Here is a 25,599-nt window from a genome sequence, read left to right on the forward strand (position 1 = left end):
GCGACGTCGCAGGACGTCAGTGCATCATGTGCACGTTCATGTTGTGCATCACCCACAGGGTGCCGGCGACGATGATGCCGATCACCACCACGGTGAACACGGCCGCCTGCACGTTCCAGCGCTGCTCGGACGAGCGGTCCAGGTGCAGGAAGAACACCAGGTGCACCAGCATCTGCAGCACCGCGGTGACGGCGATCACCACGCCGTTGACGCTGCGCGAGTAGTCACCCGACATGACCATCCAGAACGGGATGACGGTCAGCACGACCGCCAGCACGAAACCGATCAGGTAGGACTTGATGCTGCCGTGGCTCTCGCCACCCGCGCCGTGGCCGTGGCCACTTGCATGCGTGTCATGTGCCATTACAGCGCTCCATTGAGGTAGACGACGGAAAACACGCCGATCCAGATCAGGTCCAGGAAGTGCCAGAACAGGCTCAGGCACGCCATGCGGGTCTTGGTGGACGCGGTCAGGCCGTACTTGCCGATCTGGACGAACATGACCAGCAGCCACAGCAGACCGGCACTGACGTGCAGGCCGTGGGTACCGACCAGGGCAAAGAACGCCGAAAGGAAGGCACTCCGGTCCGGGCCATACCCCTGATGGATCAGATGCTGGAACTCCCAGACTTCCATGCACATGAAGCCGAAGCCCAGCAGCCAGGTGATGGCCAGCCAGAAGTACATCGGCCCCACCTTGCCACGGTGCAGGAAGATCATGCCCAGGCCGAAGGTCAGCGAGGACGTCAGCAGCAGCGCGGTTTCCCACGCCACGAAGGACAGTTCGAACAGGTCCTTCGGACCCGGGCCGCCGTCGGTACCGCCGGACAGCACCACGTAGGTGGCGAACAGCGAAGCGAAGATGAGGCAGTCGCTCATCAGGTACACCCAGAAACCGAAGACGGTGTTGCCGCCGGTGTCGTGGTGCTCGTGGTCGTCATGGCCATGGGCCGCCGCGTGTGCGGCGTGCCCGTGGTTCACGGTTGCAGTGGGGGTGCTCATGCCTTCAGCTCCGACTTCACCAGCCCCTGGGCTTCCAGGTGCTTGCGGTGTGCGTTTTCAATGCGTTCCACCTCGGCCGCCGGGACCCAGTAGTCCACGTCCTGGTCGAAGGTACGGTAGATGAACGTGCCGATCATGCCGACCAGGCCAATGATCGCCAGCGGCCAGATGTGCCAGATCATCGCGAAGCCGAATGCCAGGCTGAAGGCGCCAATGACCACACCCGTGCCGGTGTTGCGCGGCATGTGGATGTCGGTGTACTTGACCGGCTTCTGCCAGGCTTCACCGCGCTGCTTGCGTGCCCAGAAATCGTCCAGCTCGGTCACTTCCGGCAGCGTGGCGAAGTTGTAGAACGCCGGCGGCGAAGAGGTTTCCCACTCCAGCGTACGGGCGTCCCACGGATCGCCGGTCAGGTCCATGTTCTTCTTGCGGTCGCGGACCGACACGAAGATCTGGATGACCTGGCACAGGATGCCGGCACCGACGATGAAGGCACCGCCGGCCGCGATCAGCAGCAGCGGCTCGTAGGCCGGGTTGATCGTGCTCTGCAGACGACGGGTCATGCCCATGAAGCCCAGCACGTACATCGGCATGAAAGTCACATAGAAGCCGATGAACCAGCACCAGAAGGCACACTTGCCCCAGAACTCATTGAGCTTGTAACCGAACATCTTCGGCCACCAGTAGGTGATGCCGGCGAACATGCCGAACACCACGCCGCCGATGATGACGTTGTGGAAGTGGGCGATCAGGAACAGGCTGTTGTGCAGCACGAAATCGATGGCCGGGATGGCCAGCATCACGCCCGTCATGCCGCCGATCACGAAGGTGACCATGAAGCCGATCGTCCACAGCACCGGCGAGGTGAAGTGCACGCGGCCACGGAACATCGTGAACAGCCAGTTGAAGATCTTCACGCCGGTCGGGATGGAGATGATCATCGTCGTTATGCCGAAGAAGGCATTGACGTTGGCACCCGAGCCCATGGTGAAGAAGTGGTGCAGCCACACGATGAAGGACAGCACGCCGATGGCGCCGGTGGCGTACACCATGCCCTTGTAACCGAACAGCGCCTTGCGCGAGAACGTGGCGATGACTTCGGAGAACACGCCGAAGGCCGGCAGGACCAGGATATAGACTTCCGGGTGACCCCAGATCCAGATCAGGTTGATGTACAGCATGGCGTTGCCGCCACCGTCATTGGTGAAGAAATGCGTACCCAGGTAACGGTCCAGGGTCAGCAGCACCAGCGTGATGGTCAGCACCGGGAAGGCGGCGACGATCAGGATGTTGGTGATCAGCGCGGTCCAGGTGAAGATCGGCATCTGCATCAGCTTCATGCTGGGCGTGCGCATCTTCAGGATGGTGATGAAGAAGTTGATGCCGCTCAGCGTGGTACCCAGTCCGGCGACCTGTAGTCCCCAGATGTAGTAGTCCATGCCGACGCTTGGACTGTACTCGAGGCCGGACAACGGCGGGAACGCCAGCCAGCCGGTCGCGGCGAACTCACCGATCCACAGCGACAGCATGATCAGCACCGCACCGGACACGAACAGCCAGAAGCTGAGCGAGTTCACGAACGGGAACGCGACGTCGCGCGCACCGATCTGCAGCGGCACGGCCAGGTTCATCAGGCCGGTGATCAGCGGCATCGCCACAAAGAAGATCATGATCACACCGTGGGCGGTGAAGATCTGATCGTAGTGGTGGGGCGGCAGATAGCCTTCGGACCCGCCGACCGCGATGGCCTGCTGGGTACGCATCATGATGGCGTCGGAGAAGCCGCGCAGCAGCATGATGAAGGCGACGATGAGGTACATCACGCCGATCTTCTTGTGATCCACCGAGGTGAACCACTCCTTCCACAGGTAACCCCACAGCTTGAACTTGGTGATCAGGGCGACGACGCCCAGACCACCCAGCACAGCACCGATGAGCGTCGTCAGGACGATCGGATCGTGGGGGATCGACTCAATAGAGAGTTTTCCCAGCATGTTCATTCTCCCGAGCCCTTATGGCCGGCGTGGATGTCAGCCGCCTTTTCTTCCGCAGCGGGGCCGGCATCGGCGTTGACGCCGGTGTCCTTGTCGCTGTGGTCGACCGAGGCGGGGTTGCCGTCGTGGCCTTCATGGCCGGCGTGTTCGGCAGCGGCGGCGTCGGCAGGCGCCTTGTGCGCATGCTTCATGCCGAAGTGCTTGTTGTCGCCCATGTGCTTGGCGATGATCCAGTCGAACAGGCCATCTTCAACGCGACCGTAGTAGGTCACCGGGTGCCAGTCGGAGTTGCGCTCGGCGCCCAGGGCGTTGAACGTTTCCTTGTCGAGGCTGGCCTGGCCGGCGCGGACCTGGCCTAGCCACTGCTGGTACTCGGCCGGGGTCACCGAATGGGCGGTGAAATGCATCTTGGCGAAGCCGGCACCGCTGTAGTGCGAGGACATGCCCGGGAACTCGCCGGTCTCGTTGGCGATCAGGTGGAGCTTGGTCTCCATCGCCGCCATCGAGTAGATCATGCTGCCCAGGTGCGGGATGAAGAACGCATTCATCACCGTGTCCGAGGTCAGCTTGAAGTTCAGCGGGGTATCGACCGGGAACTTGATCTCGTTGACGACCGCGATCTTCTCTTCCGGATAGATGAACAGCCACTTCCAGTCGAGCGAGATGGCCTCGATCACGACCGGCTTGACGTCCGATTCAATCGGGCGGTACGGATCCAGCGCGTGCGACGAGCGCCAGGTGAGCACGGCCAGCACCAGCACGATCATGCACGGGATCGACCACACCACCACCTCGATCGCGGTGGAATGCGACCAGTTCGGCTCGTAGCGGGCCTTGGTGTTGGAAGCACGGTACTTCCAGGCAAACGTCAGGGTCATGATGATGACCGGCACGACGACCAGCAGCATGAGCACGGTGGCCGTGATCAGCAGGGTCTTCTCGTCGTGGCCAATCTGGCCCTTCGGATTGAGGATGGCCGTGTTGCAGCCGGTGAGAAACACCGCCAGTGCGAACAGCAGGCCCGGGCGCAGACTGCGCCCAAGGGTTTTCAACGGAATCATCGGTCGATCCAATTGCGAGGGAATGCCGCCCCGCCCGTCCCGATCCGGCAAAACCGGCCCGACCTGTCGCTGGGACGGGCGGGACGAACGGGGGAGGAGTCAGCCTTTCAATTTTAGGCCGTTGGCGATCATTTAAGAAGGCCATTGACAATGATCTGACGCAACAAACGTCGCTTTAGGCCTGCGACACGTTGTCGCAGCGCTCCGCGCGGGCGCGCACCGGGCCTGCCACAGCCCCGCCCTGCCGGCCTACAGCATCGACAGCACCCAGGTGCACAGGCTGACATAGGCCAGCAGGCCCAGGCTGACGGCCAGCGTGGTCCGCATGATCGCCGACTCCTGCCCCACCAGCTTCACCGCGGCGGCGGCAATGGCGATCGACTGGGGTGAGACCAGCTTGGCCATGACACCACCGGCCGTGTTGGCGGCCACCAGCAACGCCTCCGGCGCGCCGATCTGCCCGGCCGTGACGGCCTGCAGGTGGGCGAACAGGGTGTTGTTGTTGACCACCGAGCCGGTGATGAACACGCCCATCCAGCCTATCACCGGCGACAGCAGCGGGAACACACCGCCGGTCTGTGCCAGCGCCAGGCCGATCGTCGAGGAGGCGCCAGAATAATTGGTGATGTAGGCCACCGCCATGACCAGCGACACCGTGGCCAGCGGCTTCCACATCTCCCGCCCTGCCTGCGCCAGCTCCTGGCTGGCCGCGCGCACGCCCAGGCGTGGCGAGAACAGCACGGTCAGCACCGCGGCCACCAGGATGGCCGTGCCCGAGGCGTTGAGCCAGCCCACGTTCCAGACGGCCGGCAGCACGTGCGCGCTTGAAACCAGGGGCGGCAGCTCCTGGACCCGGCCATCCAGCAGGCCGATGGGCAGCTTCAGCACAGTGTCCTGCAGCGCGCCCCCGGCGGCGAACAGCGCCTTGAAGGCCGGCAGGCTCCAGACGAGGATCGCACCGGTGAGGATGTAGAACGGCGACCACGCCAGCAGCACCTCCCTGAGCGTGTAACGCCGCGCCGAGTCCGGTGCGGCCTCGGACTCGCGGTAGATCCGCCGGGGCCGCCAGACCTGCATGAAGCCGGCCAGTGCCGCCATCGCCGCCAGTGGCCCGAGAATGTCCACCAGTTCCGGCCCAAGCAGGTACAGGGTGGCGGCCTGCACGCCACTGAACACGCCCCCCACTACCAGCAGTACCGGCCAGGTCTCGCGCACACCGCGCCAGCCATCCAGCATGAGCACCAGGATGGCCGGCGACACCAGCGCGATGACCTGCACGAGCGCCATCAGCATCGGCGCCATCTCCGACACCGCCACCCCACCCTGCTGGGCGCCCACCAGCACGGGGATGCCGATGGCGCCGTAGGCCCCGGCGGCACCATTGGCCAGCAGGCACAGCATGGCCGCCTTCAGGGGGCGGAAACCGAGCTCCACCAACAGTGCCGCGCAGATGGCGATCGGTACGCCGAAGCCTGCCGCGCCTTCCAGGAAACCGCCGAAACAGAACGCAATCAGCAGCACCTGAATGCGCTGGTCCTCGGACACCGTGCCGATGCTGCTGCGGATGACTTCGAACTTGCCGCTGCGGATTGCCAGCTTGTACAGCCACACCGCCATCAACACGATGAAACTGATCGGGAAAATGCCGCTGACGATGCCGAACAGCGCGGCACCGGCAATGGCGCTCGAGGGCATGCCGAACACCAGCGCAGACACCAGCGCCGACACCAGCACCGCCAGCAGTGCGGCCGTCAGCCCTTTCAAGCGCAGGACGGTCAGCGCCAGCAGGAAGACCAGGACCGGCAACGCTGCCAGCAGCGCCGACAGATCAGGATTACCCAGCGGATCGTAGTTCTGCTGCCACATGCCCCATTCCCCGGTTGCGCCAGGCGATGCCCGGCTCTGGATTGCTGCGCTGGACCCTGCCCTGCCCGCCCAGTCCCGCCTAGCCTGTCGCCACGCAGTTCGGGCAGGTCGTGCCGGCCGCGAAATGAGCGAGGTTTTCCATCGTGGTCTGCGCGATCTCCTGCAGCGCTTCGGCAGTGAAGAACCCCTGGTGTCCGGTGACCAGCACGTTGGGGAATGTCATCAGGCGCTGGAAGACATCGTCCTCGATGATCTCGCCGGAGCGATCCTGGAAGAACAGTGCGCTCTCCTGCTCGTATACATCGATCGCCAGATGCCCCAGATGCCGGGATTTCAGCGCGCGGATCACCGCATCGGTGTCCACCAGCCCGCCGCGCGAGGTATTGACCAGCATTGCGCCGGGCTTCATGCGCGCCAGCGAGGCCTCATTGATCAGGTGCGCGGTCTCATCCATCAGCGGGCAGTGGAGGGAGACGATGTCCGAGCGCGCCAGCAGCTCATCCAGCGCGACATTTTCCCCGAAGTGGCTGAACTCGCTCGACGGGTACGGGTCATGCCCCAGCACCGTGCACCCCATGCCGTGGAAGATGCGGGCGGTGGCCAGGCCGATCTTGCCGGTGCCGACAATACCGACGGTCTTGCCATGCAGCGTGCGGCCGAGCAGGCCATTGAGCATGAAATTGCCCTCCCGCACGCGGTTGTAGGCGCGGTGGGTCTGACGGTTGAGCGTCATGACCAGTGCCAGCGTATGCTCGGCGACGGCCTCGGGCGAATAGGCGGGCACGCGGGCGATGAAAAAGCCCAGCCGCTGCGCGCAAGCCAGATCCACATTGTTGAAACCTGCGCAGCGCAACACGATCGCGCGTACGCCCTGCGCATGCAATGCCTGCAGTACTGGCGCATCGAGCCGGTCGTTGACGAATACGCAGACACCGTCGCAGCCCTGCGCGAGCGCTGCCGTCTTCAGATCCAGCGTCGCGTCGTAATACTGGAACTCGATGCCCGGCACCGCCGGCGGTGCCACGTTGGCCTCATCGAGAGAGACCCGGTCGTAGGGGCGAGCACTGAAGACGGCGATTCTCATCTGGCGGGATCCTTTCCTGTGCTGGAGGAACTCTAGCAGGTGATTGCGTCAGCGGCGAAATGTTCACACGCGCCTGGCCCGGAAAGTGCGCCCCCCTCCCTGCCCATGTACGTGATCTCTCTCCGACTGCCGGCCAGAAACCTCCCGGAATCTGGCGCTCTGGCCTCCGCTGCCACTCCAGCCGCACCTTGCGACGGGCTCGTGGCGCTGCTTTACAGCGAGCTTCACGCATCTCGCGACGGTATGCCACCAACCTGCGCCGTACGGTTGCACGGTAAGCAACACGCCAGACGCGAGAGCAGCAGCAAAGGCAGTCAACACAAACAGAAGCGCGACACGTACCATCAGGGCCACCGCTCTGATGCCAAGCAGCGCACTCTTGGGCACGCGCTTTTCAAGTCCGAATACGAGCAGCAGATAGGCTGTAAAACCGAGAATGCCGAGTGGCTCCGGACAGCCAAGCTCCGCCATAGATCACGGGGATGGCGCCTGATACGGAACGTAAACCTCAAGAACAAACCCATGTAGGCAAGTGTGGCGATGAAGGCCACCACGAACGCAACGACGAAAGTCTTCATTATTTCTCACCTGATACGCTTTGAGCCGGGCACCGCCCGTGCGTCAATGACCAATCCTCGATGATCGATAGGGCTCACACCCCATCCAAGAATTCTGACACTGCCCGACACGGCCAAAATCATTGACCGAGACAGCTCAAGCAACCGACCACGATGGCAACTCTTTTCTCCATGCCCAACAAGGAATAAGTACTGGACCGGCCAGCATCTCTCGCGCCGCTCTCCTTCGCAACCCGAAGGCTAACACCCAAAAATGCGTACATGCAGGTGAATCCCGCTCCGGGTGCACTGGCGATACAAGGCACTTAAACAACCCACCCTCTATACGTCGCTCACGGCCGGGCAATATCCCACACCATCAATCTCACATAACTCTGCCGATATATAAATCATACCGCCTGATTGCATCTCAATCTTCAAATAAACCGCTCTTGCGCCACCTCTCTCCGCCCATGAAACCTCATTGATCGAACTGCTTGGCCCCCAATGCTCCCGCCTATCTGCATTAATTTCATAGAGTCCTCTAAATAAAATCAACCGCTCTGAAGAGCATTCATCGAGAAGACGTAGCTCCGCCAACCCACCAGCCCAATCAACACGCATATCCAACAGCGTCCAATCGTGCATTCTGCACCTCACTTTATTTCAAGAGGGAGATGCGCCTCGGGTGACTCGGGCGCAACACTCCTACCATTGATATCCAAACGTTGTCCGCTGGCATCGTTCACATGACAGTGCGGGCCGCAACCTGCGCTTGGGTGAACCAGCACCAGTTGGTTCCCATTGACAGGATCCACATAGGCTCCTTTGCCAGCAGACGGATCTGGCCCCTTCGGCAACAAGCCGCTCTGTTTTGCGATTCCATCGATCTCCCCCGCCGTGCGACCAGCGATATCCTTTGGATTCACATCCGGCGACTTTGCCACTTTGCCAACCGCACCAACTGACACAACTCCAGTCCGGGCTCCCTGCATACGGACGGCTGGCATACGAACACCACCGTGACTCTGGCCTCCGCGAACGATGCCAGAACCAATAGCGTACCCAGCCTGCTACGCCCAATTGGCAGACAGCGGAAAGCCGGACTCGTAGCGTGAGGCATTAAGAGTGCCGTCTTCAAAACCTGTCTGGAAGTCGCTCCAACTCTGGCGCCCATCCGGGTCCGTGAACTTATATGGATTCCCATTTCCATACCGATATCGACTGAACTGCTCAACTGGCTTCTGATGTGCCGTCACCGGATCAACCGACAGAAACGCGCCTAACTGCGGGTCCATATACCGCTGCTGCATGTAGCTCAACCCGGTAGCCGAGTCACTCACATGCCCCGTGTAACCGGGTGCGTCAGTCGGCCCCGCGCCAACCGTCGCTCCATACGGCTCATAGACGGTCCGCTCTATCACGTTTCCGGCAGCGCATCCGACACCGCGCTGTCGCCTTAAATATCCGACCATGCACCGCCTCAGACTTATTTGCCGTCGTCCCGACGCTCCTGAGGGGCGTTTTTGCTCGTACGTCTTTCAGAGTCAGACTCTTGAATCAACGTCGGAATCGGATAAAAGCCATGTAAGTAGTTCATGCTGCAGCCGGGCAACTTGGAACAATTTTCCCTCGTCTCGCTGACCGTCCTGATTCTCTCCAAACTCGTTATATCGACAAGACTGCCTGCCACTACCAAGGGCACAACCACCCCTTCGCCGACAGTCAGCGGCTCTATCTGATGAAAACGTCCACGGACCCGATAGTAGCCCGGCGTAAGTCTGGAGCCGGACGCAGGACCTCTAAAGGTGATCGTGGCGCTTGGATCAAATACGAATGCGGCTGAAACATCATGAATCTCAGCCGCTTCCTGCGAAGCGAACATGAGGCTGGAGCCATAACCGGGATAGTAAAGAGATACAAGAACCACCTTCGCCTCGAAACTGCCCCCTGCTGCTACCAGGTGCATGGCTGAGACACTGCAAGATGCAGATGAGCCTTCGGCGTCCGTGAAACACGGCCCTGCCAGGTCTTGGTCAGGATGACGATCATCGACGGTGAAAGCAGCGACGGCAAAAACCAGAAATGCGATCCCCAGCTCCCTCTTCACTTAACCTCCTGAACCAGATCACCCAGACGTACATTAGGCCCACCTGACGGATCAGGGATGGCGCGCTTATCGCCCTGGCAGCTGCCCCGGCAAACCTCGCCGGTGCGCACCATCACTTAATCTCCCTTGCGGGCGATTTGCCTTGCAGCACCGTTACCCGCGACGCTCGTCATCAGCCCACCTGCTCCACACCCTTCGCAAAACGCTTTGGAAGCGTCCCTGTGCACGGCCTTCCATCAGCGTCGAAATTTTTGAATCACCGGCTACTGGCCCGCATTGAATGCGGCAAGGCCTAAAGCATTGACAGTGACCAACTGGGCTGTGCGTACAACTACGATTTCTGCCCTCATACCTTGAGCGCTGTCAGGTTCTGCGCGGACTCGATGTGCTTTCGATAGTCCTGGTACGGCTCGATTGCTGCTGCCTGGCTCGCTCTCGCGCCTATGAACAAACCCAGCCCTACGCACGCACCCCACGAACGATGCTTCATCCCTACACCTCCTTTTACCTGCATCTCCACGCGCCCCATCCAGCCGGAGGTCGACGCGTCCATGCGTGTGTGATTTCAACGGATCCTAGATCATTGCCCGCAGGCAGGGGTGTGCACCTGTCCCACTTCTGATGTGTGTCTGCAATCTCTCTGTCATGGACCCCCATCGCCATGTGGCCTACCATCGCGGGGAGCCAGATGCCATGGGTAGCAGAGCGTGACAAGTTTCGAGCAGTTCAATGGCCGCCGCAGCGGCGTTGGCAAGCAGGTTGCTGTGCTTTCGCATGGCTTCGGTACGGACCAGACCGCATGGGCTGCCCTGCGTCCGTGGTTTGAGGAACGTTTCGACGTGGTGACGTTCGATCTTGCAGGGTGCGGGCCGCAAGGCGCGGCGACCTACGATTTCGAGCGCCATTCCTCCATGTTCGGCTATGCCGACGACCTCATCGACATCCTGGACGAGCTCGACGTCACCCGATGCACCTACATCGGCCATTCAATGAGTGGCATGATCGGGACCATCGCCTCCATCGCCCGCCCGGAGCTGTTCGAGCAACTGGTCATCATCGGTGCGTCGCCGCGCTACCTGGACGATGACGGGTATATCGGGGGGTTCAAGGCGGATGATCTGGAAAACCTGTTTGACAGCATGAGCGCGAACTACCAGGCCTGGGTTGCCGGCTTTGCACCGATGGTGGTCGGCGTGGATGATCGCGAGGTCATCGCCGATTTCTCCAGAACGCTTTTCCGCATGCGTCCGGATATCGCGCTCAATACCTCGCGCACAATCTTCAACTCGGACCTGCGCGCCATGATGGGCCAGGTGTCGCGGCCCATCAGCCTGATCCAGACAGCTGTCGACGTGGCCGTTCCTGTGGCCGTGGGACAGTGGCTGGCCGCTGCAATCAAGGGCGCGTCGCTTGACGTGATCGATGCCACGGGCCATTTGCCGCACATGACCGCACCTGCCGAGGTCATCAGCATCCTGGAACACCGCCTCGGCAACACCCCACCGTGAGTACGCGCGACAGTGCCGCACTGCTCGACCTGTGCGAGTTCGTGAGAGCCGTGTCCGGTGCCGACCGGGTCATGGCCCTCGAAGTGGAAACCGGCGGCCGTACCACGTGGGCGACCGGTCATCCGCCTGCCCCGTTCGTGAGCTTCACCCTCGGCCGCAGCGGTGTGCTTGAGCACGAATGGCACGGGCAGATCGAGGAGGCTGCCGCCTTCCGTCTACCGACCGCTGTTACCCAGTCGCTGGGGGGTCCCGCCGGTGCCCTGCTGTTCGTCCCGGCTCCCTCCGAGGGCGCGCCCTCCAGCGGCCTGCTGTTGCTGTGGAAAGCAGGCGCCGTACCGCGCGGCGCCGTGGACGTCCCGCTGCAGCACCTGGCCACGGCGGTCGCGCAGTTGCTTTCCGCACGGCGCCGGGAGGCGCAGGGCGTCCTCGTGCGCAACCAGTTCCTGGATCTGGTGGAAAGCGTGCCAACCGGCGTCGTCCTGATCGACGGCGATGGCACGGGCACCGTGATCAACGCACGCGCGGCCGCCCTACTTGATCTGCCACCGGGCACGCACCGCGCTACTGACCTGGCCGCGCCGATGCGTGCGCTGCGCCAGCGCTGCGACAATCACGATGCGCTGGAACAGGCTTACGCTGCGCACGTGGGCAACGTGGATTTCGCGGCGAGGCTGCATTGGACCCTGGGCGAACGCACTTTCGAGGTGGATACGCACCCGGTGCGCGGCAACGGCGAGTACGGGCGCATCTGGTTGTTCAACGATGTCACCGCCGATCTGCTGATGGCGGCCGAGCTGCGCCGACTCGCCTCGTCCGACCCGCTGACCGGCGTGCCCAACCGCCGCCACTTCGAGGAGCGCTCGGCGCAGATCATCGCCGCACGCGAGGCAACCGGACGCTCGGTGGCGGTGCTGATGGTGGACGTGGATCATTTCAAGAAGATCAACGATACCCACGGCCACCCCGTAGGCGACGAAGTCCTCAAGATCGTGGCGCGCCGTTGCCGCGATACCCTGCGTGACCGCGACCTGTTCGCGCGCTTCGGGGGCGAGGAGTTCATTGCACTGCTGGCCGCGCCCGCGCGCGACGAAGTGCCATTGACGGCCGAGCGCCTGCGCTGCGCGATCGCGGCCGAACCGATCACAGTCGGGGGTATCCCGATCAATGTGACAGTGAGCATCGGCGGTGCGACGGGCGAGGCCATTCCCGGCTCGGACGCCACCCTTCTGGATGCACTTATCGCCCGCGCGGACGAGGCGCTTTACCACGCCAAGGCAGGCGGTCGTAACCGGGTCCATATGGCGTTGTAGGAAAGACGCGGGCCGCTGCCTGTTTCGGAACGGGCCTGTTGGGTGTGGAAAGGACAACGTCGCGCGCTTGAAGCAAGGCTTGGTAGTAATAGAACAGGGATGATCCGCCATGAATCCAACGGGGGCGATCGAGGCCAACCATGCCATCCCGACGTGAGCAACGCCCTTGGCGCTAAGCGCCAGCGTTGCCGGCCCGGATCGAGGACCGATGTCAGCCAAAGCGCATCAACCGGTACTGAGATTGCCGGCAAGCGGGCGGCACTATCAGCGCCACAAACAAAAAGCCCCGGCCAAGGCCGGGGCTTTTGCTGTATCTGGTGCCGGAAATAGGAATCGAACCTACGACCTACGCATTACGAATGCGCCGCTCTACCAACTGAGCTATTCCGGCTGAGCAGGCAATTCTAGAGACTTCCCCGGTACCGGTCAATGCCGCGCCCGGCCTTCTCCCACACCGGTGCGCCCTGCGCTCACCCTGCCCCTCAGCGCGCCTTCCACAGCGCCGCCAGGCCGTCGCGGGTGCCCGGAATCCGCTCCAGCACCGGGTACTGCGCGCCACCGTGGTACTCGATGGTCAGCGGGCTGATCCGGTCGAAGTTTTTCACCAGCAGCGTGATCGGCGCCGTGCTGTCCTTGCTCGCGGCCACCACCTTCCTGAGCCGCTCGCTCTTGTATGTGCGGCCGTCCACGGCCAACACCGTCATGCCCGGCGCCAGGCCTGCGTTGAACGCGGGGCTGTCCCACACCACGTCACTCACTACGCCTGCGTCGGTCACGGTGGCCCCGATCGAGTAGGTCAGCAGGGCCGCTTTGGCGCGCGTCTCCTGCGCCTTGAACGCCTCATTGAGCGTATCGCGGTAGGCCAGCCGCCAGCCGGCCATTTCCAGGCCGCCGGTCAGCGGCCCGGGTCCGTCCAGGCGCTCGCGCAGGAACGCCGCCCAATCGAACGGCGCGACGGCCTGGAGCGTGGCCACCACGTCATCGAACGTGTACGGGTTGAGGTCCCAACGGCCGTTGTCCATGCCGAAGAACCGCTGGGCGAACGCATCCAGGCCGCGCTTGCCACCGGTCAACGCGCGCAGCTTGCCCTCCACTTCCAGCCAGATCATCTGGCCGCCGGAGTAGTAATCCTCGCTGAGCTGGTAGTTGCGGTACGCCAGCGCACGCCGTTGGGCGATGGTCGGGTCGTTGGTGGTGTCCTGCAGCGGCCGCCACGCGCGGCCCGGACGCCCACGGTCGTAGGTCGCCGCCACGTTGGCGAGCACGTCGCGCGCCTGCTCCACGCTCCACAGTCCCGAGCGCGCGGCCAGCACCTGGCCCCAGAACTGCGTCTGGCCCTCGTAGACCCACAGCAGGCTGTCGCCAAGCGGCGTGTTGAAATCGCGCACGGCCTGGTCGGCACCGCGCCGGTACTTGCCGTTCCAGGAGTGGTTGAACTCGTGCGGCAGCAGATCACGCGCCAGCCAGCTCTTGTCCCAATCGGTGAAGTACCCCGGCTCGGCACTGTTTTCACTGGAGCGGTGGTGCTCCAGCCCGATGCCGCCCAGCTGCTCGGTCAACGCCAACAGGAAGTCGTAGTGGTCGAAGTGGCGTGCGCCATAGAGCGCGTCCATCTGCCGCACCAGTGCGCGGTGGGCCTGCAGCTGGGCCTCGCTGGCCTTCAGTGAATCGGCGTCATCGGCGAAGACGTTGAGATAGACCGGTTGCCGTGCGCCCGGGTCCAGGTCGTAACGACGGAAGTGGGTGCCGGCATACAGCGGCGAGTCGACCAGATCGTCGTAGCTGATCGCCTTGAAGTGAACGGTATCGCCGTCGCGGCGCTCGATGTCCAGCGCGCTGGCGTAGTCCCAGCCCTGTGGCAGGGTGACGCTGGCCTGCGCCTGCAGGTGGTGGGTGTCGGTGCCGGCCGGGTATAGCGAGTTGGCATTCCACTGCAGGTTGAGCATGGCCGGCGTCATCACCACCCGGCCTTGGCTGCCGCCCTGCGAGGACAGGTAATTGAACCGTGCCACGACCTCGTGCGCGCCCGCCGGCACATCCACCTTGAAGGCGTAAACGTTGTACGGGTCACGGGTCCAGCGCAGCGGCTGGCCGTTGGCGCTGATCTCCAGCCCCGCCAGCTTGTCGATGGGACCGCTGGGCGAATGGTTGCCCGGCAACCACTGCGGATACAGCAGGGTCAGCGGGCCGGGCTGCGCCGGAACGGTGGCGGTGACCTTGAAGATGCGACGTTCCAGGTCCCGCGCATCCACGTCGATGCGCAGCATGCCCGGCGCGGCGACCTGGCTCGGCGGCGACGGCGCCTGCGCGAACGCAGACGGAACGGGCAGCGCCAACACGAGGCAGCTCACCAGGGCATGGAGTTTCATCGGACGTTCCTGCAACGGGAAGAGACCCCGATGCTAGGCCGATGGACAGGCGTGCCCCATGGCCGAAGGTCACGGCCGCGCATGTCACCTGATGCGGCAAAGCGCCGACCGGACCCCGCGCCCGGTCGCCCTCAGTCGATCAGGCGCAGGCGCAGTTCCTTCGGCAGCGCGAATACCATGGACTCCGGCTCGCCGTCCAGCTCGCCAACCGCGTCGGCCCCCAGTTCGCGCAGGCGGTCCAGGACGCCGTCCACCAGCACCTGCGGCGCGGAGGCGCCGGCGGTCACGCCGATGTGCTGCTTGCCCACCACCCATGCCGGATCGATCTCGTGTGCACCGTCGATCAGGTACGACTCCACGCCATCGCGGCGCGCCAGTTCACTCAGGCGGTTGGAGTTTGAACTGTTGGGCGAGCCGACCACCAGCACAAGATCGCAGCGCTTGGCCAGGTCACGCACGGCATCCTGGCGGTTCTGCGTGGCATAGCAGATATCGTCGTTCTTCGGCCCCTGCATGAGCGGGAAACGCGCGCGCAGGGCTTCCACGATGCCACGCGTATCGTCCACCGAAAGCGTGGTCTGGGTGGTGTAGGCGAAGTTCTCCGGCTGGTTGAGCACCAGCGTGGCGACCTGCTCCACGTCCTCCACCAGGTAGATCGCACCGGTGCCCGCCTCGCGGTTCCACTGGCCCATCGTGCCCTCCACTTCCGGGTGCCCGGCATGGCCGATCAGCACCACGTCGCGGCCCGCGCGGCAGTGGCGCGCCACCTCGAAATGCACCTTGGTCACCAGCGGGCAGGTGGCATCGAACACCTTCAGGCCACGCCGATCCGCCTCCGCACGCACGGCCTGCGACACGCCGTGTGCGCTGAAGATCACGGTGTTGTTGTCGGGCACTTCGTCGAGTTCTTCCACGAAGATCGCGCCGCGCTGCTTCAGGTCGTCCACCACGAAGCGGTTGTGCACCACTTCATGGCGCACGTAGATGGGCGCACCGAGCGTTTCGATGGCACGCTTGACGATCTCGATCGCGCGATCGACACCAGCACAGAAACCACGCGGATTGGCGAGCAGGACATCCATCTATCTACGTCTCCCGGGATAAGCCGGCTGGAGTTACGGGGTTGAATCTTCGGGCTTGCGTGCGGCTTTGCCTTCGAACAGGCCGAAGACCGCGATACCGACGGCACCGGCCACGATCGCTGCATCGGCGATGTTGAACGACGGCCAGTAGTGGTCACCGACGTACCACTGGATGAAGTCGATCACGTGACCGTGCACCTGGCGGTCGATCACGTTGCCGATGGCCCCGCCGATCACCAGGGCGAACGGCAGCGCGCTGCGCCAGTTGCTGCGCGCCGTGCCATACAGCCACCACGCCATCAGTCCGCTGATGCCCACCGCCAGCGCGGTGAAGAAATACAGCTGCCAGCCGCCGGCGTCGCTGAGGAAGCTGAAGGCGGCGCCGGTGTTGTAGGTGCGGTACCAGTTCCAGAAGCCATCGATGACCGGCACGGCCTGGAACTCGGGCAGGCTGGACAGCACCCACGCCTTGCTCCACTGGTCCAGCACGATCACCACCGCCGACAGCAGCAGCCAGACCAGCGCGTTGGGACGCGGACGGGCGGCAGCCATCAGAACCACCTCCGGTCTTCGCCGGCGCCGTCGAGGTTGTCCGCACAGCGCGCGCACAGCTCCGGGTGCGCCTGCGCCGTGCCCACGTCGCCCCGGAACTGCCAGCAGCGCACGCACTTGGTCTTGTCCGTCGGCTGCGCGCTGACGAACACCTCATCGGTGGTCGCCGGACGCACCTGCACGTCACCGCTGATCAGCAGGAAACGCAGCTCCTCGGCCAGCGGCTGCCAGCGCACGGCCTGCTCCTCGCTGGCGGCGATGGTGATCTCGGCCTCCAGCGCCGCGCCGATGGCACCGTTGGCGCGCATCGGCTCAAGTACCTTGGCCACCTGTTCGCGCAGGGCCAGCAACTGGTCGAAATCGGCCGCGCTCAGCTCGGCATCGTCCGGCAGCGGCGCCAGGCCGTCGTACCAGGTGGCGAACAGCACATGGCCGCTGCGCTCGCCCGGCAGGTAGCCCCAGAGCTCGTCGGAGGTGAAGGTCAGGATCGGAGCGATCCAGCGCGTGAACGCCTCGGCGATGCGGAACATCGCGCTCTGCGCCGAACGCCGGCCGCGCGAGTCCTCCGGCATGGTGTACAGCCGGTCCTTGGTCACGTCCAGGTACAGCGAGCCGAGGTCCACGCTGCAGAAGTTCAGCAGCAGCTGCACGATCTCGGCCATGTCGTAACGCTCGTACGCGGCCTTGATCTTCTCCTGCAGCTCATGCGCGCGATGCACGATCCAGCGGTCCAGCGCGACCATGTCGTTGAGCGGCCGCAGGTGCACGGCCGGCTCGAACCCATCGAGGTTGGCCAGCAGGAAGCGCGCGGTGTTGCGCAGGCGACGGTAGGCATCGGCGTTGCGCTTGAGGATCTCCTGGGACAGCGACATCTCGTTGCTGTAATCCGCCGAGGCGATCCACAGGCGCAGGATGTCCGCGCCCAGCGTCTTCATGATGTCCTGCGGCTCGATGCCGTTGCCCAGCGATTTGGACATCTTGCGGCCGTGCTCGTCCACGGTGAAACCATGGGTCAGGCACTGCTTGTACGGCGCATGGGTGTCGATGGCCACGCCGGTCAGCAGCGAGGACTGGAACCAGCCGCGGTGCTGGTCCGAACCTTCCAGGTACAGGTCGGCCGGCTTGCCGAAGCCGCGCGCGAGCAGCACGCCTTCATGGGTGACCCCGGAGTCGAACCACACATCCAGGATGTCGGTGACCTTCTCGTAGTCAGCGGCCTCGGCGCCGAGCAGCTCGGCGGCATCGAGCGAATACCACACGTCGATACCCTCGGCCTGCACGCGGTCGGCCACGGCCTGCATCAGCGCGACGCTGCGCGGGTGCGGCTCACCGGTGATGCGATGGGTGAACAGTGCGATCGGCACGCCCCAGGTGCGCTGGCGGCTGATGCACCAGTCCGGGCGGCCATCCACCATGCTCTGGATGCGCGCCTTGCCCCAGCTCGGGAACCAGCCCACCTGGTCGATGGCGGCCAGCGCATCGTTGCGCAGGTTGGCCTTCTCCATCGAGATGAACCACTGCGGCGTGGCGCGGAACACCACCGGCTTCTTGTGGCGCCAGCAATGCGGGTAGCTGTGGGTGATTTCCACGTAGGCCAGCAGTGCGCCGGACGCGCGCAGCACGTCCACGATCAGCGGTTGTGCCTTCCACAGGTGCACGCCGGCCAGCACGGTGTCACCGGCCGGGGGGGTCGAGGGCAGATACACGCCTGCGCCGTCGACCGGATTGATTTCACCCGCGTGGTAGCGCTCCAGCAGGCCGTACTTCGCGCTGACCGCGTAGTCCTCCTGGCCATGGCCCGGCGCAGTGTGCACCGCACCGGTGCCGTCCTCGTCGGACACGTGCTCGCCGTTGAGCAGCGGGATGTCGCGCTGCGGGTAGAACGGATGCGCCAGCACCTGGTTTTCCAGTGCCGAACCGCGTGCCTGCCCGTGGCTGACCAGTTCTTCCACGCCGTAGCGGGCCAGCGAGCGCGCCGCCAGCGCACTGGCGAGCACGAGCCAGCGACGAGCGCCGTTGTGCGACGGCCCTTCGACGAGCACGTAATCGATGTCCGCGCCGAGGGAGACCGCCAGCGAAGCCGGCAGCGTCCACGGGGTGGTGGTCCAGATCGGCACCGCCACCTCCACGCCCTCGGGGAGGTCCACGCCGAAGCGCGCCGCCAGCGCCTTGCCGTCGCGCGCGGCGTACGCCACGTCGATCGCCGGGGACACCTTGTCCTGGTACTCGATCTCGGCCTCGGCCAGCGCCGATCCGCAATCGAAGCACCAGTGCACCGGCTTGGCACCGCGCACCACGTGACCGTTGGCGAAGATCTTCGCCAGTGCACGGATTTCGTTGGCCTCGAACTCGAAGCTCAGCGTCTTGTATGGATTGTCCCAGTCGCCGGTCACGCCGAGGCGCTTGAAGTCGGCACGCTGGATCTCGATCTGCTCTTCGGCGAACTCGCGGCACTTCTGCCGGAAGGCCACCGCATCGAGCTTGACGCCGACCTTGCCGTGCTTCTTCTCCACCGCGATCTCGATGGGCAGGCCATGGCAGTCCCAGCCGGGCACGTACGGGGCGTCGAAGCCGGCCAGGTAGCGCGACTTGACGATGATGTCCTTGAGGATCTTGTTGACCGCGTGACCCAGGTGAATGCGCCCGTTGGCGTACGGCGGACCGTCGTGCAGCACGAACAGCGGCCGTCCGGCGGCGTTCTCGCGCAGCCGGGCGTACAGGCCCTGCTCTTCCCAGCGTGCCAGGATGCCCGGCTCGCGCTTGGGCAGATCGCCGCGCATCGGGAACTCGGTGGCCGGCAGATGGAGGGTGGCTTTGTAGTCCTGGCTCACGCAGTGGCTCGCAATCTATGTTCGGAAAGGATGGCGCGCGCCTGTTCGGCATCGCGGTGCATCTGGACGGTCAGCGCCTCCAGATCATTGAACTTCACTTCGTCGCGCAGCTTGGCCACGAACTCGACGTCGATATGACGACCGTACAGGTCGCCCTGGAAATCGAAAAGGTGCGCTTCCAGCAGCGGCTCCACGCCGTCCACGGTTGGACGGGTGCCGAAGCTGGAGACCGAGGGCCAGGGCTGTTCGAACACCCCATGCACCAGCGTGGCGTAGATGCCTGACAGCGCAGGGGTTTTCGGGAAACGCAGGTTGGCCGTGGGGTACCCCAGCGTGCGGCCCAGCTGGCGGCCACGCACCACCCGGCCGCCGATGCTGTACGGCCGTCCCAGCAGGTCGCCGGCATGCTCGAACTCGCCGGCCAGCAGCAGCTGGCGGATGCGCGTGCTGGAAATGCGCTCGCCACGCAGGTCCACCGCCGGGATTTCGTTGGCCTGGAACCCCAGGCGTGCGCCCATTTCCTGCAGTAGTGCCAGATTGCCGCGGCGGCGGTTGCCGAACTGGAACTCCGGGCCGATCCACACTTCCCGTGCACCCAGGCGCTGCACCAGCAGCTGCTCGACGAAGGCTTCGGGCTGCATGGCGGCCATGGCCGCATTGAAACGCAGCAGGCCAATCCCTTCCACGCCGAGCTCGCGCAGCATCTGCACCTTGCCGCGTGCCAGCGTCAGCCGCGGCGGCGGAACGCCCTGGGCGAAGAACTCACGCGGCAGCGGCTCGAAGGCCACCGCGACGGCGGCCACGCCCAGCGCGCGCGCGCGCTCGACCGCGTGGCGCACCAGCGCCCGGTGGCCCAGGTGCAGGCCGTCGAAGGCACCAATGCAGACCACGCTTCCGTGCGGGAACAACGGCCCGCCTTCGACGCTTCGAAACAACCTGCTCATCAACTCCGCTCGCGGCCGCCGGGGGCCGCTGGATCAAGTGTGGTAACCATGAAGTATAGCCGCCACCGGCCGCGATCAATGCCCACGCAGGTCGCGTGGACGCAGCCCAAGCGCCACCTGCACCAGCAGGTAGGTCAGGCCGCCACCGCCGACCAGCAGCGCCAGCGCACCGATCCGCTCCCACAGGCCCATGGGCGTGAACGCCGGCAGCCACTGCAGCAGCGCCAGCAGCACGGCCACCATCGCCGCACAGGACGCCGCCAGGCGCACCAGGAAGCGTCCCCAGCCCGGCCGCCGCTGGTAGACGTCCGTCTTGCCGAGCCAGTACCAGAGCAGTCCCAGGTTCAGGTAGCTGGACAGCGCACTGGCGATACCCAGCGCCAGGTGCAGGCCCGGCTGCTGGCCCAGCGCCTGCATGACGCCCTGCGCGCGCAGCTCGGCGGGCACCATCGCCTGGTACAGCACCGCCAGCAGGATGAAGTTGAAGACCATGTTCGCCACCAGCGCCGCGATGCCGGCGCGCACCGGGGTGCGCGTGTCCTGGCGGGCGTAGTAGGCCGGCAGCACGATCTTCAGCAGCGCGAAGGCCGGCAGGCCGGCACTCAGGCCATACACGGCCAGGGCGGTCATGCGGGTATCAAACGCGGAGAACTCACCATGCTGGAACAGCGTGGCGATCAGCGGTTCGGCCAGCAGCAGCAGCCCCAGCATGGCCGGGATGGCGATCAGCAGGGTCATGCGCAGCCCCCAGTCCAGTGCATTGGAGAAACCGTCTCGATCGGTCCCCACGTGGTGGCGGGCCAGCGCCGGCAGGATCACCGTGCCCAGGGCCACGCCGAACACGCCCAGGGGCAACTCCAGGAAGCGATCGGCCAGCGACAGCCAGGACTGGGAGCCGTCGGTCAGCTTGGCGGCGATCACCGTGTCCAGCAGCAGGTTGATCTGCGCCACGGAGGAGCCGAACAGCGTGGGGATCATCAGCGTCATCACCTTGCGCACGCCCGGATGGCGCCAGCCCCACCGCGGCAGCGTGAGCAGGTTGATGCCCTTCAGGGACGGCAGCTGGAACAGCAGCTGCAGCATGCCGGCGACCAGTACCGACCAGCCGAGCGCGAGGATCGGCACGTCCATGCGCGGCGCCAGCCACAGCGCGCCGGCGATCATGCAAAGGTTGAGGATCACCGGCGTCAGCGCGGGCATGGCGAAGCGCTGGAAGCTGTTGAGCGCCCCGCCCGCCAGCGCGGTCAGCGATACGAAGAACAGGAACGGGAAGGTGAGGCGGAACAGATCGACCAGCAGGCCCTGCTTGGCCGGATCGGTATCGGCGCCGCTGGCGAACAGGTTGGCCAGCTGGGGAGCGAAGATCAGCCCCAGCGCGGTGACCACCATCAGCACACCGGCCAGCGTGCCGGCCACGCGCGCCATCAGTTCGCGCAGTTCCGCATGGCTGCGGGTCTCTTTCACCTCGGTGAACACCGGGACGAACGCGGTCGCGAAGGACCCCTCGGCGAACAAACGGCGCAGGAAATTCGGTACCCTGAAGGCGACCCAGAACGCGTCGGTGACCGCGTTCGTGCCGAAAGTCGTGGTGATGACGGAATCCCGTACCAGCCCGAGCACCCGAGAGACCATGGTCATGCTGCTGAACGACAGCAGGCCCCGCAACATCTTGGGTTGACTCACACCACGATCCTCTTGACTTTCGACTTGACGTACATTTCTTCAGTCATCATACTAGCTAGCTTGCTGTTCCCATAACACCGATTTTTCAGGAAACCACCACCGTGGCCAATATCAAGTCCGCCAAGAAGCGCGCCAAGCAGACCGTCGTGCGCAACGCGCGCAACGTGGCTCAGCGCTCGATGCTGCGCACCGCTGTCAAGAAGGTGATCAAGGCTCTGGATGCCAACGATGCTGCCGGCGCTGAAGCCGCTTTCACCGTTGCCCAGCCGATCCTCGATCGTTTCAGCGCGCGTGGTCTGATCCACAAGAACAAGGCTGCTCGCCATAAGAGCCGCCTGACCGCCCGCATCAAGGCCCTCAAGGCGGCCTGATCCGGAACGGTTGCCGGCGCCTTCGGGTTCCGGTAGTTCAGAAAAGCCCGGCTTCGGCCGGGTTTTTTGTTGCCTGCGGGGTGGCCGCGAGCGGCACGGCCCCTCGTGCTGGGTCGCTCTCGTGCAGCTTTGCGCGATGGGCGGGGTGGTGAGGCTGGAGGGGGACGGCAAAAACTGCGTCCTGCGGGCCTCGCTTCGCGCCATCCATGGCGCTCTACGCCCCCTCCACCCTCACCACCCCGCCCTCGGACAGATATCGGCGGCCTACCACGTTGAAGAAAAAAGAAGAGCAGGTAGTGCCGGGCAATGCCCGTCACGGGTGGCGATGCCGCGATGCTCGACTGGTCGCTTGCCCGGAAGGTGGCCGCGAACGGCGGAGCCCCTCGTGGTGGGCCGCGTTCCTGCAGCTTTGCGCGATGGGCGGGGTGGTGAGGCTGGAGGGGGACGGCAAAAACCGCGTCCTGCGGGCCTCGCTTCGCGCCATCCATGGCGCTCTACGCCCCCTCCACCCTCACCACCCCGCCCTCGGACAGATATCGGCGGCCCACCACGTTGAAGAAAGAAGAACAGCAGGTAGTGCCGGGCAATGCCCGGCACGGGCGGCGTTGCCGCGAAAGATCTCGGGGCGCTGACCGGCCTTGGAGCCGGGCAGCGCCCGGCTCTGCCTTTCATTGCTTTTACCGTGGTGCGCGCGCCGACTGTCCGGGCCGGGCGGTGGGGCTGGGCGGGGGCGTTGAGCGCCAGGGATGGCGCGAAATGAGGCCCGCATGGACGCAGTTCTTGCCGTCCCCCGCCCAGCCCCATCGCCCGGCCCACCCCCCGCTCCAGCAACAACAATGCGCACCACGAGGGGCCCACCCGTTCGCGACGGCTCTGCTTTTCATTTCTTTTACCGTGGTGCGCACGCGGACTGTCCGGGCCGGGCGGTGGGGCTGGGCGGGAGGGGGGTTGAGCGCCAGGGACGGCGCGAAACGAGGCACGCATGGACGCAGTTCTTGCCGTCCCCCGTCCAGCCCCATCGCCCGGCCCACCCCACGATCAACCAACAACAAAGCGCACCACGAGGGGCCCAGCCGTTCGCCTCCAACCCGCCACCGCCCCACCCGCAGCCAACAAAAAACCCGGCCGAAGCCGGGCTTTTCGCGGACACACAGCCCAGGATTACTCCCCCGCTGCGTGCCGAGCCTGCAGCTCGTCTTCCTTCTGCCGATCAAAGAACGCCATGATCCGGCTCATGATCGGGAACGTTCCCTCACGCCCCAGCGCAGACACCAGGAACCACGGCTCCTTCCAGCCCAGCTCGCTGACAACCTGCTCGGCCGCCGCCTTCGCCTCGTCCTCGAACATCAGGTCCGCCTTGTTCAGCACCAGCCAACGCGGCTTCTGCAGCAGCTCCGGATCGTGCTTCTCGAGCTCGCGCTCGATCGCCCGCACCTGTTCCACCGGCGAGATTCCTTCCACGCCTCCCTCCATGGGAGAGATGTCCACCAGGTGCAGCAGCAGCCGGGTGCGCTGCAGATGGCGCAGGAACTGCGCGCCCAGGCCGGCACCGTCGGCCGCCCCTTCGATCAGCCCAGGAATATCGGCGATCACGAAGCTGCGGTAGTTCTCGACCTTCACCACGCCCAGGTTCGGGTACAGCGTAGTGAACGGATAATCCGCCACCTTCGGCGTAGCCGCCGACACCGCACGGATCAGCGTGCTCTTGCCCGCGTTCGGGAAGCCCAGCAGGCCGACGTCGGCCAGCAGCTTCAACTCCAGCTTGAGCGAGCGCTCCTCGCCCGCCTCGCCCGGCAGCGCCTGGCGCGGCGAACGGTTGGTGGAGCTCTTGAAATGCATGTTGCCAAGGCCGCCCTTGCCGCCCTTGGCCACCAGCAGGCGATCGCCATGCTGGGTCATGTCACCGATCACTTCATCGGTGGCCACGTTGATCACGGTCGTGCCGACCGGCACGGTGATGACCAGGTCCTCGCCGCCCTTGCCATAGGCCTGGCGGCCCATGCCGTTCTCGCCGCGCTGCGCCTTGAAGATGCGGTCGTGGCGGAAGTCGACCAGGGTGTTGAGGTTCTCGTCGGCGCGGATCCACACGCTGCCGCCATTGCCGCCGTCGCCCCCGTCAGGGCCACCGAGCGGGATGAACTTCTCGCGTCGGAAGCCGATACAGCCATTGCCGCCGTTGCCGGCGAACACTTCGATTTCTGCTTCGTCTACCAGTTTCATGTTTCGATGCCTGCGATGGGCGCGGCATGCATGCCGCCACCTTGTTGTAATGCCGACCGCGGCCGGCACCCGGGCGATGCCCGTCTACACGATTGAACCAAACGAAAAGCCCCGCCGAAGCGGGGCTCTTCTGCAGCGTACCCATGACTGGCATGGGCGCCAGCCGCGCCTGGATCAGGCGTCGGCCGAAACCACGCTGACGGTGCGACGCTTCTTCGCACCCTTCACCGAGAACTCCACCTTGCCGCCGACCAGGGCGAACAGGGTGTGGTCACGGCCGAGGCCGACGCCGGTACCCGGATGGAACTGGGTGCCGCGCTGACGCACGATGATGTTGCCGGCGTCGATGGCCTGGCCACCGAAGATCTTCACACCCAGGTACTTCGGGTTGGAGTCGCGACCGTTGCGTGATGAACCTACGCCTTTTTTATGTGCCATGACCTATCTCCTTACTTGCTGCCACCGGCGATGCCGGTGATCTCGATTTCGGTGTAGTACTGACGGTGACCCTGGCGCTTCATGTGGTGCTTGCGGCGACGGAACTTGATGATCCGGACCTTGTCAGCACGACCCTGGGACACGACGGTGGCCGTCACAGCAGCGCCGCTCAGCGCGTCGCCGATCTTGATGCCATCGCTGTCGCCGAGCAGCAGGATGTTGTCGAACTTGATCTCGCTGCCGATTTCGGCCTCGAGCTTTTCCACGCGGAGCTTTTCGCCCTGCGCGACGCGGTATTGCTTACCGCCGGTTACCAGTACTGCGTACATGACCAGACTTCCTTTGTAGTTATTGTGGTCTATGGGCTGCTGCCATCGAGGGCAGACAGAAGCGGGATTTTACCGGCTGGATTTGCCCCGGTCAACCCACCCCAACAAGAGGCAAACGTAGACGGGACAAGGCCTTCATCACGCTGTATGCCAATCTCATCCCCTGCGACCACCGGGTGGCATTGTCGCCCATTGCCCCCATCTGGTCTGCTCGGTAGGCTGCTCGATTGCCGTCTGCGACGCCCTTTCTGCTGGCCGGGCCCCAGCCCAAGCCCTCCACAACCGGAT

Annotated in this window: 21 protein-coding genes and 1 tRNA gene; 3 read left to right on the forward strand and 19 right to left on the reverse strand. The window is 64.6% G+C overall.

Annotated elements, in window-relative coordinates:
* Nucleotides 1–16: 16 nt before the first annotated feature.
* From cyoD to FHY09_RS05435, 9 genes are all read right to left on the reverse strand, one after another.
* Entirely contained in the window at nt 17–364 is a 348-nt protein-coding gene (gene cyoD / locus FHY09_RS05395; RefSeq protein WP_166924940.1) for a cytochrome o ubiquinol oxidase subunit IV, read from the reverse strand.
* Nucleotides 364–1,002 carry a cytochrome o ubiquinol oxidase subunit III gene (cyoC, locus tag FHY09_RS05400; RefSeq protein WP_166924942.1) on the reverse strand — a complete coding sequence of 213 codons (639 nt, stop codon included), beginning with the start codon at nt 1,000–1,002 and terminating at the stop codon, nt 364–366. The genes cyoD and cyoC overlap by 1 nt, the downstream gene beginning before the upstream one ends.
* Nucleotides 999–2,996 carry a cytochrome o ubiquinol oxidase subunit I gene (gene cyoB / locus FHY09_RS05405; RefSeq protein ID WP_166925520.1) on the reverse strand — a complete coding sequence of 666 codons (1,998 nt, stop codon included), beginning with the start codon at nt 2,994–2,996 and terminating at the stop codon, nt 999–1,001. The genes cyoC and cyoB overlap by 4 nt, the downstream gene beginning before the upstream one ends.
* A 2-nt stretch (nt 2,997–2,998) precedes the next feature.
* Entirely contained in the window at nt 2,999–4,057 is a 1,059-nt protein-coding gene (gene cyoA, locus FHY09_RS05410; RefSeq protein ID WP_166924944.1) for a ubiquinol oxidase subunit II, read from the reverse strand.
* Between the two features lie 249 nt (nt 4,058–4,306).
* The gene (locus tag FHY09_RS05415) at nt 4,307–5,923 is read right to left on the reverse strand and encodes a lactate permease LctP family transporter (protein ID WP_166924946.1); all 1,617 of its coding nucleotides are present in this window, start codon (nt 5,921–5,923) and stop codon (nt 4,307–4,309) included.
* A gap of 79 nt (nt 5,924–6,002) precedes the next feature.
* A complete protein-coding gene (locus tag FHY09_RS05420) occupies nt 6,003–7,007 on the reverse strand; it encodes a 2-hydroxyacid dehydrogenase (RefSeq protein WP_166924948.1) in 1,005 nt (334 codons plus the stop codon).
* A gap of 899 nt (nt 7,008–7,906) precedes the next feature.
* Entirely contained in the window at nt 7,907–8,212 is a 306-nt protein-coding gene (locus tag FHY09_RS05425; protein ID WP_166924950.1) for a hypothetical protein, read from the reverse strand.
* Between the two features lie 425 nt (nt 8,213–8,637).
* Nucleotides 8,638–9,039 (reverse strand): RHS repeat-associated core domain-containing protein, encoded by a 402-nt coding sequence (locus FHY09_RS05430; protein WP_166924952.1) that lies wholly within the window; start codon nt 9,037–9,039, stop codon nt 8,638–8,640.
* Nucleotides 9,040–9,053: 14 nt separating this feature from the next.
* Entirely contained in the window at nt 9,054–9,674 is a 621-nt protein-coding gene (locus FHY09_RS05435; RefSeq protein ID WP_166924954.1) for a hypothetical protein, read from the reverse strand.
* 707 nt (nt 9,675–10,381) lie between these two features.
* On the opposite strand from FHY09_RS05435, the gene FHY09_RS05440 reads away from it, so the two are divergent.
* Together FHY09_RS05440 and FHY09_RS05445 are read left to right on the forward strand one after the other, a co-directional pair.
* Complete coding sequence (locus FHY09_RS05440) at nt 10,382–11,182, forward strand: alpha/beta fold hydrolase (protein ID WP_166924956.1); 801 nt, start codon at nt 10,382–10,384, stop codon at nt 11,180–11,182.
* Complete coding sequence (locus FHY09_RS05445; protein ID WP_166924958.1) at nt 11,179–12,492, forward strand: sensor domain-containing diguanylate cyclase; 1,314 nt, start codon at nt 11,179–11,181, stop codon at nt 12,490–12,492. Before FHY09_RS05440 ends, FHY09_RS05445 begins: the two co-directional genes overlap by 4 nt.
* Nucleotides 12,493–12,807: 315 nt before the next feature.
* Here the strand turns inward: FHY09_RS05445 and FHY09_RS05450 are convergent.
* The 7 genes from FHY09_RS05450 to murJ form a co-directional block, all read right to left on the reverse strand.
* A tRNA-Thr gene (locus FHY09_RS05450) sits at nt 12,808–12,883 on the reverse strand.
* 91 nt (nt 12,884–12,974) lie between these two features.
* Nucleotides 12,975–14,861 carry a M61 family metallopeptidase gene (locus FHY09_RS05455; protein ID WP_166924960.1) on the reverse strand — a complete coding sequence of 629 codons (1,887 nt, stop codon included), beginning with the start codon at nt 14,859–14,861 and terminating at the stop codon, nt 12,975–12,977.
* Between the two features lie 131 nt (nt 14,862–14,992).
* Nucleotides 14,993–15,943 (reverse strand): 4-hydroxy-3-methylbut-2-enyl diphosphate reductase, encoded by a 951-nt coding sequence (gene ispH / locus FHY09_RS05460; protein ID WP_166924962.1) that lies wholly within the window; start codon nt 15,941–15,943, stop codon nt 14,993–14,995.
* A gap of 33 nt (nt 15,944–15,976) precedes the next feature.
* Nucleotides 15,977–16,495 carry a signal peptidase II gene (gene lspA / locus FHY09_RS05465; RefSeq protein WP_166924964.1) on the reverse strand — a complete coding sequence of 173 codons (519 nt, stop codon included), beginning with the start codon at nt 16,493–16,495 and terminating at the stop codon, nt 15,977–15,979.
* Nucleotides 16,495–19,326, reverse strand: coding sequence for an isoleucine--tRNA ligase (gene ileS, locus FHY09_RS05470; RefSeq protein WP_166924966.1), 2,832 nt, complete (start codon nt 19,324–19,326; stop codon nt 16,495–16,497). Before ileS ends, lspA begins: the two co-directional genes overlap by 1 nt.
* On the reverse strand, nt 19,323–20,270 hold the full coding sequence (locus FHY09_RS05475; RefSeq protein ID WP_166924968.1) for a bifunctional riboflavin kinase/FAD synthetase: 948 nt from the start codon (nt 20,268–20,270) through the stop codon (nt 19,323–19,325). Before FHY09_RS05475 ends, ileS begins: the two co-directional genes overlap by 4 nt.
* 75 nt (nt 20,271–20,345) lie before the next feature.
* Nucleotides 20,346–21,938, reverse strand: a complete 1,593-nt coding sequence (gene murJ, locus FHY09_RS05480) for a murein biosynthesis integral membrane protein MurJ (protein ID WP_166925522.1) — start codon at nt 21,936–21,938, stop codon at nt 20,346–20,348.
* 116 nt (nt 21,939–22,054) lie between these two features.
* Between murJ and rpsT the strand changes: the two genes are divergently transcribed.
* Nucleotides 22,055–22,324, forward strand: a complete 270-nt coding sequence (rpsT, locus tag FHY09_RS05485; protein ID WP_166924970.1) for a 30S ribosomal protein S20 — start codon at nt 22,055–22,057, stop codon at nt 22,322–22,324.
* Nucleotides 22,325–23,485: 1,161 nt separating this feature from the next.
* Here the strand turns inward: rpsT and obgE are convergent.
* The 3 genes from obgE to rplU all read right to left on the reverse strand — a co-directional run bounded on the left by obgE (nt 23,486) and on the right by rplU (nt 25,311).
* On the reverse strand, nt 23,486–24,544 hold the full coding sequence (obgE, locus tag FHY09_RS05490; protein WP_166924972.1) for a GTPase ObgE: 1,059 nt from the start codon (nt 24,542–24,544) through the stop codon (nt 23,486–23,488).
* Between the two features lie 174 nt (nt 24,545–24,718).
* The gene (rpmA, locus tag FHY09_RS05495; protein WP_166924974.1) at nt 24,719–24,982 is read right to left on the reverse strand and encodes a 50S ribosomal protein L27; all 264 of its coding nucleotides are present in this window, start codon (nt 24,980–24,982) and stop codon (nt 24,719–24,721) included.
* 11 nt (nt 24,983–24,993) lie between these two features.
* A complete protein-coding gene (gene rplU, locus FHY09_RS05500) occupies nt 24,994–25,311 on the reverse strand; it encodes a 50S ribosomal protein L21 (RefSeq protein WP_166924976.1) in 318 nt (105 codons plus the stop codon).
* Nucleotides 25,312–25,599 lie beyond the last annotated feature (288 nt).

Source organism: Xanthomonas sp. 60, from assembly GCF_011761925.1.

Coding starts and splice junctions, on each gene's coding strand:
- murJ (WP_166925522.1), bottom strand. CDS start 21,938: ATGTTGCGGGGCCTGCTGTCGTTCAGCAGCATGACCATGGTCTCTCGG.
- ispH (WP_166924962.1), bottom strand. CDS start 15,943: ATGGATGTCCTGCTCGCCAATCCGCGTGGTTTCTGTGCTGGTGTCGAT.
- FHY09_RS05475 (WP_166924968.1), bottom strand. CDS start 20,270: ATGAGCAGGTTGTTTCGAAGCGTCGAAGGCGGGCCGTTGTTCCCGCAC.
- cyoA (WP_166924944.1), bottom strand. CDS start 4,057: ATGATTCCGTTGAAAACCCTTGGGCGCAGTCTGCGCCCGGGCCTGCTG.
- cyoD (WP_166924940.1), bottom strand. CDS start 364: ATGGCACATGACACGCATGCAAGTGGCCACGGCCACGGCGCGGGTGGC.
- FHY09_RS05420 (WP_166924948.1), bottom strand. CDS start 7,007: ATGAGAATCGCCGTCTTCAGTGCTCGCCCCTACGACCGGGTCTCTCTC.
- rplU (WP_166924976.1), bottom strand. CDS start 25,311: ATGTACGCAGTACTGGTAACCGGCGGTAAGCAATACCGCGTCGCGCAG.
- FHY09_RS05455 (WP_166924960.1), bottom strand. CDS start 14,861: ATGAAACTCCATGCCCTGGTGAGCTGCCTCGTGTTGGCGCTGCCCGTT.
- lspA (WP_166924964.1), bottom strand. CDS start 16,495: ATGGCTGCCGCCCGTCCGCGTCCCAACGCGCTGGTCTGGCTGCTGCTG.
- FHY09_RS05425 (WP_166924950.1), bottom strand. CDS start 8,212: ATGCACGATTGGACGCTGTTGGATATGCGTGTTGATTGGGCTGGTGGG.
- obgE (WP_166924972.1), bottom strand. CDS start 24,544: ATGAAACTGGTAGACGAAGCAGAAATCGAAGTGTTCGCCGGCAACGGC.
- cyoC (WP_166924942.1), bottom strand. CDS start 1,002: ATGAGCACCCCCACTGCAACCGTGAACCACGGGCACGCCGCACACGCG.
- FHY09_RS05415 (WP_166924946.1), bottom strand. CDS start 5,923: ATGTGGCAGCAGAACTACGATCCGCTGGGTAATCCTGATCTGTCGGCG.
- cyoB (WP_166925520.1), bottom strand. CDS start 2,996: ATGCTGGGAAAACTCTCTATTGAGTCGATCCCCCACGATCCGATCGTC.
- FHY09_RS05430 (WP_166924952.1), bottom strand. CDS start 9,039: ATGGTCGGATATTTAAGGCGACAGCGCGGTGTCGGATGCGCTGCCGGA.
- rpmA (WP_166924974.1), bottom strand. CDS start 24,982: ATGGCACATAAAAAAGGCGTAGGTTCATCACGCAACGGTCGCGACTCC.